Origin of the sequence: Spongisporangium articulatum (genome assembly GCF_044465595.1) — a bacterium.
Classification (GTDB): domain Bacteria; phylum Actinomycetota; class Actinomycetes; order Actinomycetales; family Kineosporiaceae; genus Spongisporangium; species Spongisporangium articulatum.
The window spans coordinates 1,116,314-1,129,193 of record NZ_JBITLV010000001.1; the positions used below are offsets into that span (position 1 = coordinate 1,116,314).

At 73.4% G+C, this 12,880-nt stretch carries 8 protein-coding genes; 4 read left to right on the top strand and 4 right to left on the bottom strand.

What is annotated here, in order from left to right; genetic code table 11:
• The first annotated feature begins 24 nt into the window (after positions 1-24).
• Complete coding sequence (locus ACIB24_RS05265; RefSeq protein ID WP_398276154.1) at positions 25-1,683, top strand: AMP-binding protein; 1,659 nt, start codon at positions 25-27, stop codon at positions 1,681-1,683.
• 71 nt (positions 1,684-1,754) lie between these two features.
• Here the strand turns inward: ACIB24_RS05265 and ACIB24_RS05270 are convergent, their stop codons facing one another.
• Together ACIB24_RS05270 and ACIB24_RS05275 are read right to left on the bottom strand one after the other, a co-directional pair.
• Positions 1,755-3,203 carry a dihydrolipoyl dehydrogenase family protein gene (locus ACIB24_RS05270; protein ID WP_398276157.1) on the bottom strand — a complete coding sequence of 483 codons (1,449 nt, stop codon included), beginning with the start codon at positions 3,201-3,203 and terminating at the stop codon, positions 1,755-1,757.
• Entirely contained in the window at positions 3,196-4,200 is a 1,005-nt protein-coding gene (locus ACIB24_RS05275; RefSeq protein ID WP_398276160.1) for an alpha/beta fold hydrolase, read from the bottom strand. The genes ACIB24_RS05270 and ACIB24_RS05275 overlap by 8 nt, the downstream gene beginning before the upstream one ends.
• A gap of 248 nt (positions 4,201-4,448) precedes the next feature.
• Between ACIB24_RS05275 and ACIB24_RS05280 the strand changes: the two genes are divergently transcribed.
• A complete protein-coding gene (locus tag ACIB24_RS05280; protein ID WP_398276162.1) occupies positions 4,449-6,128 on the top strand; it encodes a S8 family peptidase in 1,680 nt (559 codons plus the stop codon).
• A 94-nt stretch (positions 6,129-6,222) separates the two neighbouring features.
• On the top strand, positions 6,223-8,781 hold the full coding sequence (locus ACIB24_RS05285) for a bifunctional FO biosynthesis protein CofGH (RefSeq protein WP_398276165.1): 2,559 nt from the start codon (positions 6,223-6,225) through the stop codon (positions 8,779-8,781).
• 24 nt (positions 8,782-8,805) lie between these two features.
• Here the strand turns inward: ACIB24_RS05285 and ACIB24_RS05290 are convergent, their stop codons facing one another.
• A complete protein-coding gene (locus tag ACIB24_RS05290) occupies positions 8,806-9,918 on the bottom strand; it encodes a hypothetical protein (protein ID WP_398276168.1) in 1,113 nt (370 codons plus the stop codon).
• Positions 9,919-10,249: 331 nt separating this feature from the next.
• Here ACIB24_RS05290 and ACIB24_RS05295 point away from each other — a divergent pair, with 331 nt between their 5' ends.
• Positions 10,250-10,771, top strand: a complete 522-nt coding sequence (locus tag ACIB24_RS05295; RefSeq protein WP_398276171.1) for a hypothetical protein — start codon at positions 10,250-10,252, stop codon at positions 10,769-10,771.
• Positions 10,772-10,815: 44 nt separating this feature from the next.
• Here ACIB24_RS05295 and ACIB24_RS05300 read toward each other — a convergent pair whose 3' ends face one another.
• On the bottom strand, positions 10,816-12,765 hold the full coding sequence (locus ACIB24_RS05300; protein ID WP_398276174.1) for a BTAD domain-containing putative transcriptional regulator: 1,950 nt from the start codon (positions 12,763-12,765) through the stop codon (positions 10,816-10,818).
• Positions 12,766-12,880: the final 115 nt, after the last annotated feature.

Sequence of the window (12,880 nt, forward strand, 5' to 3'; positions counted from 1 at the left end):
GGCGCTAGAGAGGCAAGGACGCTCATGGCGAACAGCGGTGCGGGCACGGCAGGCAAGTCCCGACGACCCCGCTCGGTGATCAACGTCGAGGGGAGCAAGGTCAAGGAGCTGGGCATCCTCGTCCGCGGCGGCGTGCTGTCGCCGGGCCGCCCCGACCGGGTGGTGAAGCGCCTCGGCGCGCTCGCCAAGTTCGGTCCCTCCCTGGCCGGCAGCTTCGCGGCGGCGGCGGCGCGTGACCCGCACGGCGGCGGCATCATCGATGACGAGCGGGCCGTCACCTACGGCGAGCTCGACGCGCGGGTCCGGCGCCTGGCGGCGGGCTTCGCCGACCTGGGCATCGGGCCCGAGGGCGGCATCGCGATGCTGCAGCGCAACTCCATCTACGCGGTGGAGACGCTGGTCGCGGCGTCGCGGGCGGGCGCCGACGCGGTGCTGCTGTCGACGTTCCTGTCGCCCGGGCAGATCACTGAGGTGCTCAAGCGCGAGGCGCCGAAGGCGATCATCGTCGACGCCGACCTCAGCGAGAGCCTGCAGGAGGTGCCGGAGGACATGCTCGTCATCGTCGGGCACCCCGGCGACGGCAGCGTGGTGGCGGACACGAGCCTCGACCAGCTGGCGCTGTCCAGCCACCCCGAGCTCGACCCGCCGGAGAAGCCCGGCCGCATCGTCATCCTGACGTCCGGCACCACGGGTACCCCCAAGGGCGCGAAGCGTGGTGCGCCCAAGGGACTCTCGGCCGCCGCGTCGATCCTCTCCCGGCTGAACTTCCGGCCCAAGGAGCGCATGCTCATCGCCCCGCCGGTGTTCCACACCTGGGGCTTCGGCATGCTGCAGCTCGCGCCCGCCCTGGGCAGCACCATCGTGCTGCGCCGCAAGCCCGACGCCGAGACCATCCTCGCGGCGATCGAGGAGCACAAGTGCACCAGCGCGATCGTCGTCCCGGTGATGGCGCAGCGCATGGTCGACCTGCCGGCCGAGGTGCAGCGCAAGTACGACCTGTCCTCCCTGAAGGTCGTGGCCTGCTCCAGCGCGGCCGTCTCGAAGGACCTGAGCATCCGGTTCCAGGACACCTTCGGCGACGTGCTCTACAACATCTACGGCGCGACCGAGGTCAGCTGGGCGACCATCGCCAACCCGCAGGACCTGCGGCTGGCCCCCGGCACCGCCGGGCGCCCGCCGATCGGTACCCGCCTGGCGCTGCTCAACGAGAAGGGCCGCCCGGTCAAGCTCGGTGACGTGGGCACCATCTACGTCGGCAACGAGATGACGTTCGAGGGCTACACGAACGGCAACGACAAGGCGCGCGCCAACGGCCTGCTGTCCACCGGCGACAAGGGCATGATCGACGAGAACGGCCTGCTCATGGTCATGGGCCGCGACGACGACATGGTGATCAGCGGCGGCGAGAACGTCTACCCGATCGAGGTCGAGGAGCTGCTCGTCGCGCACCCCGACATCACCGAGGCCGTCGTCGTCGGCGTCCCCGACGCCGACATGGGCCAGCGGCTCGCGGCCTACGTGGTCACGACCGAGGGCTCGACGCTCGACGTCGACGGGGTGAAGAACATCGTCCGCCAGAAGCTGGCCCGGTTCTCCGTGCCGCGGGACGTGGTGTTCCTCGACGCGCTGCCCCGCAACACGGTCGGGAAGGTCGTGCCGCGGCTGCTGCCGCCCTCTGCCTAGCAGAGGTGGTCGTGATCATGGAAAGTTCTACTTTCGGCGCCCGGGGCGCCTCGGAGTAGAACCTTCCATGATCACGACCGGCCGCAGCGCATCGCGAGCTCGCGCGCGGGTGGGTGAATGGCCTCGGTCCACGACGGGAAGGCGTGCAGGGCCTGCGCCAGAGTGTGCACGGTCGTGCGGGTGCGCACGGCCAGTGCCAGCTCCGCACCCCACGAGTCGGCTTCCGGGCCGACCGCGCTCGCGCCGATCAGGACGCCGGTGTGCGCGTCGGCGACCAGCTCCACCCCGGCCGGTTCGGACCTCTCGAACGGGTAGCTGTCGGCGGTGCGCTGAACACCCGATCGTGAGGTCTGCCGGGCGTCGAAAGTGGCCGTCTCGAAGGCGATCCCACGATCGGCGGCCTCGGCCGGGGTGAGGCCCGCGCACAGCACGGCGGGCTCGGTGTAGACCACGCGGGGGATGCCTGTGTAGTCGGCGTCGAGGCCGGAGCCGGTCAGGTGCGCGCCGAGGGTCCGGGCCTGGTAGTTGGCGGTGTGCGTGTACGGCGCCACGCCGGTGACGTCCCCGATCGCGAAAACGTCGTCCAGGGGCCGGTCCTCGACGATGACCCGGAGCCGCGCGTCGACCGGGACCGGGCCGTCGAGCGACTCCGGGTCGAGCCCGATGGCCTCGAGCCCGGCGTCCAGGCGCGGTTTCCGGCCCACCCCGAGCAGGATCCGGTCGACCTCGACCGTGCTGCCGTCGTCCAGGTGCAGGGTGGCCACCCCGTCGGCCGTGGTGACCCGCTCCAGCGACCGGCCCACACGTACGTCGACCCCGAGGTCGCGCAGCGCGGACGCGACGGCCTGGCCGACCCAGCCCGACTCGCGGGGCAGCAGCCCGGGGGCCGACTCGACGAGGGTCACGCCCGACCCGAAGCTCGCGTACACCTGGGCCAGTTCGGTACCGACGGCCCCGCCGCCGAGAACGGCCAGGCGGCGCGGCAGTTCGGGGCTGGTCAGGGCCTGGTCGCTGGTCCAGGTCGGGGCCTGCGAGAGTCCCTCGACGGGCGGCACGACGGCCCGCGTCCCGGTGGCCAGCACCAGGTTCGTGGCGGTCACCTCGGTCGCCCCCCCGGCCGTGAGAGCCACCTCGACCCGCCAGCCGGCGCCGGGCCCCGCGGCGTCACCGGCCCGGCCCAGCACTCGCCCCCGGCCCCGCAGGAGGGTGGAACCCTCCTCCTGCATGTGCTTCTCGGCCCCGGAGTCGTCCTGGTGATGGGCCACCTTGTCCCTGACGGCGACCGCCGCGGCGAACGCCTCGGGGTCGGGCGTGCCGGGCCGGCCACCGGCGCGCAGGTGCTCCCGGCCGGAGATGAGCATGGCCTTGCTGGGAATGCAGGCCAGATAGGGACATTCGCCACCGACGAGGTGCTGCTCGACCACCACGACCGAGCGGCCCGCGCGGGTCAGCTCACCGGCCAGGGGTTTACCGGCCGAACCGGTCCCGAGGATAACTACGTCGTACGGGGGTTCAGCCATTCTCCGAGGATGAGGCAGACGGCTCGGCGGCGCTCGTCGGAGCGGCCGTGACGTCGACCACCGGCGCGGCCTCGACCACGGAGACCGTGCGGTTCAGGTGCTTGCGGACCATGGTGCGCAGGGCGCCGCTGACCTCCTCGGGCGACTGGATGGGCGTCATGTGCCCGTCGTGCGGCAGTTCGACCGAGTCGACCAGGTTCGGCAGCTGGGCGGCCAGCCGCCGGGTGTGCCAGACCGGGGTGAGCTTGTCCCGGGCCCCGGCGATCACCACGGTCGGAGCGCTGAACTCGGCGATGTCACCGCTCAGGTCCATCCGGGAGAACATCCGGGCGAACTCGCGCCGGGTCCGGGGCGAGCAGTCCTGCACGACGCGGGCGCAGAACTCGACCTGGGCCGGGTCGGCCGTCCGGGACAGCGAGGCGTACTTCAGCACGGCCTTCGACATGCCGTTGACGCCGCGCTGCGGCTGCCCGATCACGAAGGTGGACAGCGGAATGACCCGCTTGGCCACGACCTGCGGCATCGGCACGATCGTGCTGCGCGGCATCAGCTCGTTCATCCCCGTGCTGGCCATGACCCCGGCCGCGACCTGGCGGCGCAGCTGCTCGGCGTGCCGGCCGGCGAAGGCGATCATGGTCATCGCGCCCATGCTGTGCCCCCCGAGCACGGCCCGCTCCCCGTCGTCCAGCACGTCGTCGAGCACGGCGGAGAGGTCGTCGGCGAGGCCCGCGGGGGAGAAGCCGGCCGGGCCGGGCTCGGCACTGGCGCCGTGGCCGCGCTGGTCGTAGGTGACGACGCGGTGGTCGGGGGCGAGCGCCTTGATCTGGAGCACCCAGAAGGAGATGTTGCAGGTCCAGCCGTGCACGAGCACGACGGTGGGGCCCTCGGGGTTGCCGTACAGCTCGACATTGATGGCGGTGCCGTCGGCGGAGCGCACCGTCCGCTGCTCGTAGGGCGTGCTCGGGCTGAACACGTCGTTCCCGGCCAGTGCGGTCATGCTGTCGCTCCCGTGTCGCTCGCTCGACGTCGTCGTCGCTGCCTGCGCTACGAGATCAACCCTAGGGGTTCCATCGATTGTTGGAAAAGTTTTGGCTTGGTGGCCGGTGATGCCACCCGCTTGGCCCCTCTAATCGAGTGATTGCTATCCGTAAGGTCTTGGTAACGGATAGCGACGCGCTGCAGGACCGCGGCATGTCGGCGACAAGGCGACCACGGAAGGATCGCATGGGCCGCTCCAGCCTCCCCGTGAGAACGCTCGCGGGCGCAGCACTCGCCGTGGTGCTCGGGATCGGCCTCGGCGCGCCCGCACTGGCCGAGCCCCTCCCCGCGACCGGGCTCCCGTCGTCCACCCCGGCCCCGCTGCGCAGCACGGGCGAGCCGGGCGTCCTCCCCGACCGCTACGTCGTCGTGCTGAAGACCGCCGCCGCGGGCGGCAGCGACGCCCCGGCCGCGCTGAACGCGGCCGTCGAGCGGGCCCGGGACGCCGGTGCCGACGTCACCCGGCAGTACGCCAGCACCATCCACGGGTATGCGGCCCAGCTGTCCGGCCCCGAGCTCGCCGAGGTCCGCCGCGACCCGGCTGTGGCCTTCGTCGAGGCCGACCGCACGATCTCGATCGAGGGCGACCGGGCCGCCTACTCCTGGGGTCAGGACCGGATCGACCAGCGCCAGGGCACCAACGGCCGGATCGTCAGCGCGGGCGACGGCAGCGGCGTCACGGCCTTCGTCATCGACACCGGGGTCCGCGCGACCCACGACGGGTTCGGCGGCCGGGTCGGCCCCGGCTACACCGCGATCAACGACGGGCTCGGCACGGGCGACTGCAACGGTCACGGCACCCACGTCGCCGGGACGATCGGCTCCACCAAGTACGGCGTCGCGCCCGCCGTGAACCTCGTCCCGGTGCGCGTGCTGGACTGCAACGGCTCGGGCACCACCTCCGGCGTGATCGCCGGCGTGAACTGGGTGACCGCCCACCACAGCGGCCCGAGCGTGGCCAACATGAGCCTCGGCGGCCCGGCCTACTCGGCCCTCGACCACGCCGTCCAGGCCTCGATCGACTCCGGCGTCACCTACGCCACGGCCGCCGGCAACTCGACCGAGGACGCCTGCGACGAGTCGCCGGCCCGGCTGCCCGACGCCCTGACGGTGGCCGCCTCGACCGACTCCGACCGGGTGGCCGGTTTCAGCAACTACGGCTCCTGCGTCGACCTGTTCGCCCCGGGCCAGGGCATCCTGTCCACGGTCAGCAGCTCCGACACCGCGACCGCCTACTACAGCGGCACGTCGATGGCCACGCCGCACGTGACCGGCGCCGCCGCCCTGTACCTGCAGGCCGATCCCACCGCGACGCCCGCCCGGGTCGCCGACGCACTGCTGGGTGCGGCGACCACCGGCGCGCTGTCCGGCGTCCCCGCGGGTACCCCGAACAAGCTGCTCTTCCTGACCGGCGGGGCCGGCGCGAACGCCGGGGACGGTGCCACCACCGCGGCCCCCACGAGCGCGGCCCCGGCCGCCGGCCCGGCCGGTTCCGGCGCCACCCCGCCGCCGTCGACCACCCCGCCGCCGTCGACCACCCCGCCGCCGAAGTCGGGTCGCGCCTACTGCCGGGCCCTGCGCAGCGCCTCGGCCGACGACGTCACCGTGCACGCCCGGGCGAACGGGGGTGGGGTCGTCGCCAGCAAGAGCTACCGGACGACCAGTCGTGGGACGCACTACGGCTGTCTGACCGGCCCGCGCAAGGCCGACTTCAACCTCGACCTGTACCGGTACGCGAAGGGCCGCTGGAGCAAGGTCGCCCGGGGTGACGGCCGGACCTCCACGGAGTCCGTCGGCTACACCGGCGCGGCCGGGAGGTACCAGTGGCGGGTGTCGGTCGTGAAGGGTTCGGGCCGGTACACGCTGAAGCTCGCCTACCCCGGCTGAGCCGCGCGGAGGTCGTCGGGCGAACCCCGACGTGGAATGGAAACGATGCGCGCGTAGGTTCGTCACCATCGTGACGAACTCGAACCCAGAGGACGTGCCGCCGACCGCGTCGGCGATGCGCCGTGCCCTGCGCCGGGCCGCGGACGGTGTCACGCTCGACCGGGCGGAGACCGAGGTACTGCTCGCCGCCCGCGGCGACGACCTGCTGCGCCTGATGGACGCCGCCGGCGCGGTCCGCGACGCCGGGCTGGCCAGCGCCGGGCGCGAGGGCGTCGTCACCTACTCGAAGAAAGTCTTCGTGCCGGTCACCCGGTTGTGCCGGGACCGCTGCCACTACTGCACCTTCGTGAAGACCCCCAGCCAGCTGGCCCGGGCCGGTGAGGCGCCCTTCCTCAGCCCCGACGAGGTGCTGCGGATCGCCCGCCAGGGCGCCGCGCTGGGCTGCAAGGAGGTCCTCTTCACCCTCGGCGACCGGCCGGAGGACCGCTGGCCCGAGGCCGCCGCCTGGCTGGAGGAGGCCGGTTACGACTCCACGCTGGGCTACGTGCGCTCGCTCGCCGTCCAGGTGCTGGAGACCACGGGGCTGCTGCCGCACCTCAACCCGGGCGTCATGAGCTGGGAGGAACTGGTCCGGATCAAGCCCGTCTCGCCGTCGGCCGGGATGATGCTCGAGACGACGTCGCGGCGGCTGTACGAGACCCAGGGTCTGGCCCACTACGGCTCGCCCGACAAGGACCCGGCCGTGCGGGTGCGCGTGATCGAGGACGCCGGGCGCCTGAACCTGCCCTTCACCACCGGCCTGCTGATCGGTATCGGGGAGACGCTCGAGGAGCGGGCGGACTCGCTGCACGAGCTGCGCCGGCTGTCCCGCGAGTACGGGCACGTGCAGGAAGTCATCGTGCAGAACTTCCGGGCCAAGCCGGCCACGGCGATGCGGGGCACGCCCGACGTCGAGCCCGACGAGTACCTCGCCGCGGTGGCGACCGCGCGGCTCGTGCTCGGGCCGCGGATGCGCATCCAGGTGCCGCCGAACCTGTCGGCGCCCACCGAGCTGGCCCGGTTGCTGGCCGCCGGGGCCGACGACTGGGGCGGCGTCTCGCCGCTCACCCCCGACCACGTCAACCCCGAACGGCCGTGGCCGCACCTCGACGACCTCGCGCTGTGGTCGAAGGAGGCCGGGTTCGACCTGACCGAGCGGCTCACCGTCCACCCCGAGTACGTGCAGGCGGGCGAACCCTGGCTCGACCCGCGGGTTCTCGGGCACGTGCGCGCGCTGGCCGAGCCGTCCGGGCTCGCCGATCCCGCTGGGCAGGCGAAGGGTCGTCCGTGGCAGGAACCCGACCCGGAGTGGGGGTCGTCCGGCCGGATCGACCTGCACGAGTCGATCGACACGACCGGGCGCACGTCCGACCGCCGCGGCGACTTCGACGAGGTGTACGGCGACTGGGAGTCGTTGCGGGACAAGGCGTCCCAAACGTCCGTGCCCGCGACCGGTTCGCGGCCGGACGTCGCGCGGCTCGACTCCGAGGTGGCCGCGGCGTTGCGGGTGGCCGCCTCCGACCCCGCCGCACTGACCGAGGAGCACGCCCTGGCCCTGGTCTTCGCGGAGGGCCCGGCGGTCACCGAGCTGACCCGGATCGCCGACGACCTGCGCCGTGACGTGGTCGGCGACACCGTCACCTACGTGGTGAACCGGAACATCAACTTCACCAACGTCTGCTACACCGGCTGTCGGTTCTGCGCGTTCGCCCAGCGCCGCAAGGACGACGACGCGTTCACGCTGTCGCTCGACGAGGTCGCCGATCGGGCCGAGCAGGCCTGGAACGTCGGGGCCACCGAGGTCTGCATGCAGGGCGGCATCGACCCGCACCTGCCGGCCAACGCGTACTTCGACATCGCCCGCGCCGTGCGGGAACGGGTGCCGCAGATGCACATCCACGCGTTCTCGCCGATGGAGGTGCTGAACGGCTCGACCCGTACCGGGCTGCCGATCCGCGAGTGGCTGGCCGCGGCCAAGGACGCCGGGCTCAACTCGCTGCCCGGCACGGCCGCGGAGATCCTCGACGACGACGTCCGGTGGGTGCTGACCAAGGGCAAGCTGCCGACCTCGTCGTGGGTCGAGGTCATCTCGACCGCGCACCAGGTGGGCCTGCCGACCAGCTCGACCATGATGTACGGGCACGTCGACAACCCGACGCACTGGGTGCGACACCTGTTGCTGCTCAAGGACATCCAGCGGGCGTCGCTGGAGTACGGGAACGCGGCCTTCACCGAGTTCGTGGCCCTGCCCTTCGTGCACCACAACGCGCCGATCTACCTGGCCGGGGTGGCCCGGCCCGGCCCCACGATGCGCGACAACCTGGTGGTGCACGCGCTCGCGCGGCTGCTGCTGCACGGCCTGATCGACAACGTGCAGACCTCGTGGGTCAAGCTCGGCGACGCCGGCACCCAGGCCATGCTGCGCGCCGGCGCCAACGACCTGGGCGGCACGCTGATGGAGGAGACCATCAGCCGGATGGCCGGGTCCATGCACGGCTCGCTGAAGTCGGTCGAGGAGCTGGAGTCGATCGCCCACGGCATGGGCCGCCCGGCCCGGCAGCGCACGACGGGCTACGGCGAGGTCAGCCGGCGGCCGTCGTTGCCGCTGGCCTGATCGGCCCGGGAGCCAGGTCCCCGCTCAGCAGGTCCGGCGCCACTGCACGCCGGTGCTCTTGTCGTCCGAATCCCAGCCGCGGACGCCGCCCACGACCGAGCCGTCGTCCAGGACCGTCGACACGTAGGCCGTCCACCGCGCCTCGTCCAGCGGCAACTCGACCACGCGGTTCGTCCCGGGCTCGACGACCACGGCGAACTCGGAGTAGTCCTCGGTGCCCGCGACCAGGCCGTGTGCGTTCACGCGCCAGCCGTCGACCCCGGCCGGGAGGGCCGCGAAGGTGACGCCGTCCCACAACCAGGTGCCGGTGGAGTCGGGCGACGGGTGCCCGGGGTAGCTGCCGTGGCCCACCACGTAGCGGCCGCGCACCTCGTACGGTTCGGACCGGCCCACCGTCGGCATCCCCGGCCATCGGCGCAGACCCTCGACCGTGCCGATCAGCGCGTACCGGCCCGGCTCGACGTCCACCGGAGCGGAGGCGGTCGCGACGATGCGGCCGGAGTCGTCCACCCCGCGCACCGTGACGTCGGCGTCCGGGCCGGGGACGACGTGGCGGGTGCCGGGGTCGTCGACCCGCCAGTAGACCGCCCGACGGTGGCCGTCGACCCGGGCCGTGCCCACGACGAGCCCCGAGTCGTTGATCGCCACCGGCTTGCCGCGGCCCTGCAGCCGTACCGGGCGACCGTCACGCCAGAGGTAGGCGTGGTCGAACTTCAGGTCCGGGTTGCGGACCTGACCGACGACGACGCCGGCCGAGTTCACGTCGACCCCCCTGCCCCGCCGTCCGCCCGGGGTCCGTAGGACCTGGACCCGGCCCCGGTGCCAGACCGCCGGGTACCAGTCGCCCGCGTCGTCGGTCGTGTCGTCCACCGTGCCGGCGATCCACTCGCCGCCGTCGCCGCCCTCCGGTGACGCATGTGGGAACCGGGCCGGGACCGCGAGCCGTTCCCGCACGTAGCGGCAACCCTGGCCGTCCTGCGCGGACGGGGTCGCGAAGGGGGAGGCGCCCGCCGCGGGGGACGGCCGGGCCGACGGAGAGGTCGTCGCCGCCCCCGGTCCGGCACTGCACGCCGCCGTCAGCAGAAGCGCGCCCGCCACCATCGGCCGGCGCAGACGGGCCCGCCTCGTGTCCCCCATGTCCTTCACTCTAGGGGCGGCCGCCCGCTCAGCGGACCCGGCACAGTGCCGCCCGCTCTGTCCCGGCGAGCAGCGCCCCAGCGCGGCCTGCGCCTGCCGATGGACGTCCGCCGGGAGCCGGTGGCCGGGGAGAAGCCTCCGTTCAGGCCCGCCCGACAGTCGATCTCGCCTCCCTGCGGTCGCCGTTCGGGCGGCACTCGGACCGGCACTTTCCGGCCTCGAGGCTGCCGCGCCGACACCGGCCGGGAGCGGGCGGGGCCGGGTTCTCTTCGGTATGTCACGCCCTGACGGGCACCGCGCGGCTCAGCCGCCGTCATCGAGGAGAACCCGGATGTCCCTCAACATCGCCGCCGGCACCGCCGGCCGCAAGCCCTCCCGGATCCGTCGTCGCGCCAGGATCGCCACGGCGGTGGCAGCTTTCGCCCTGCTCGGGGCGGCGTCGCCGGCCCTGGCCGCCACCCAGTGGTCGGCGAACGCCCTCTACGCGCCGAGCGCCACCTGGACGACGGGCGGTACGACCTACAACGGCGCCCAGTTCTCGGTCGCCAAGATGGGCAACTCCGACTGGTACGCCAGCAGCGTGTACTACAAGTTCGAGCCCAGCGGGAACACGTTCTTCCAGGGGCACGTCTACAACGGCACGGTCGGCGCCGACAACATGAAGACGGCCTGCACGCTGCGCTGGTCGGGCAGCCCGCAGGTCGGCATCCCCCTGTCCACGTCGAACTACAGCATCGGTGGGCACAGCCACAAGGACTGGTCCTGGTCGGGGGGCCGGTACCCCGAGATCGCCAACAACTGGGGCGAGATCAACCGCACCGGCTACGTCACCTGCACGCTGCGCGTCTCCTGACGCGCTCGTCGTCCGCCTCGGGCGGCGACGTGGCCCGGGGCTGGTCAGGCCAGCAGCCTGACCAGCTCCGGCACCACGATCCGGCCGTCGCCGACCTGGACCGCGAGGCTGGCCCGCTGGAGTTCCTCCCAGGCCCGGGCGCCACCCTCGGGGATGGTGCCCGGCCGGCCGCGTCCCAGCTCCCGCAGCAACGCCCGCGCGGGCGCAGAGAGGGCCCTCAGCGAGGCGCACACCGAGTCGCGCAGTTCGGTGCCCAGCGCGTCGGCCCGCAGCCGGTCCCGCTCGAGCAGCCGGTCGGCCAGGCGGGTCAGCGGCACCCCCGGACTGAGCGCGGCGTGGGCTGCGACCTGGTGGGCCAGGGCCGGCGTTCCGCCGGCGGCTCGCACCACCCGGTCCAGGGCCGGTCGCTCCACCGCGGTGACGCGACCGATCCGCTCCTGGACCACCTGCCGAGCGGCCGGTTGACTCAGCGGGCCCAGCAGGAGCGGGTGAGCTCCCGCGCCCGCGACCAGGTCGAGCAGCTGCCGCCGCCCGACGACCAGGAGCAGGCTCGAGTCGCCGGTCGGCACGAGATCCCTCACCTGATCGTAACTTTCGACGTCGTCGAGAATCAGGAGAGCTCGTCGACCGGCGACTCTGTGCGCCCACAGGGCGGACAGCTCGGCCCGGGAGTCGGGCAGCCGCCCGGGGGCCAGGCCCAGCCCGATCAGAGCCAGCCGCAGGACGTCCACCGCGGCCACGGGTGTGCCGTGCGGGGCATGGGTCTGCAGGTCGGCGTAGATCTGCGCGTCAGGGAAGAGCGCCCGGCGCCGGCTGGCCCAGTCGAGGACGAGGGCCGACTTCCCGATCCCCGGCGGTCCGCTGACCGCGACCGTCCGCATCGGGTGACTTCCGCCCGGCGCCACCGCGTCGAGCACCTCGAGCTCCCGCTGTCGACCGATCACCCGGTGGGCGGGGGCGCGGACCCGGGCCGTCGGCTCCCCGGCCCGTCCCGGCCGGGGTTCGGGGTCATCCTCGTGCTCCTCCGCGAGCCCGCGGGCCGCCGCTCGCAGTTCGGGCCCCAACGGCAGGCCCAGCTCGGTGTCCAGGCGCCGACGCATCCGCTCCAGGACGGCGTGCGCCTGAGCCCGGCGTCCCGTGCCGAGCAGGAGCCGGGTGAGCGCCGCGGCGAGCGGTTCGTCGTAGGGCTCCACCGCGTGCACGGCCATCACCTGGTGCAGGACCTCGCCCGCCCGACCCGCGGCCAGGGCGGCGTCCGCGAGGTCGCAGGCCGCATTCGCCCGGAGGTGTTCCAGGGCGGAGACCTCGGCGCGGGCCCGGACCGCCGGTCCACCGTCGGCGGCGACCGGCCCCTCCCAGAGCTGCAGGGCGGCGCTGAGGCTCTCGGTCGCCGCGAACCAGTCCTGCCCGGCGAGGGCGCGGGCGGCGGCCGCCATCCGCTCCTCCCACTGGGCGAGGTCGGTCGGAACCGCCTCGTCGAGCAGGTACCCGTCCCCGCTGAGCTGCACCGCCGCGGCCTCGGGCAGGAGGGCCCGCAATCGGGCGACGTGACCCTGGACCAGGGCGCGGCAGGTCCGGGGCGGGCGCTGCTCCCACAGGTGGTCGACGAGATCGTCCACGGTCACGGTGTTCCCGCGGCGCAGGACGAGGATCGCCGTCACCGCGCGGAGGGCGGCCGACGGCAGGCCTCGGCGGCGGCCGTGGTCCGTGAGCACCACCGGCCCGAGCACCCCCAGGCCGACCGGGTCCTGGCCCTCAGGGCGGGCGGCGAGTCGCCCGGTGTCGGCACGGGAGATCGGTTGCAGGTCCAGCACCGCGCTCAACCGGGCCACCGTGTGCGGATGCGGACGGGTCACCCGCGACCGCTCGATGTTGCGCAGTGCCCGGACACTGAGTCCCGCGCGCAGGGCCAGTTCGTGCTGGCTCAGGCCGGCCCGGCTCCTGGCCCCGGCCACCTGCTCGCCCAGTTCCGTCCACCCTGCCGCAGGACGCACCCATCCCCCTCTGCTCGTGTGTCTTCGCGGGGTTCCCCTCGGGCCGCGATCCTTCGGACGGGCCACTGCTGCTGACAAGAGCAGCTCCGAGGTGAGGTCCGCGGCCATCACCGGG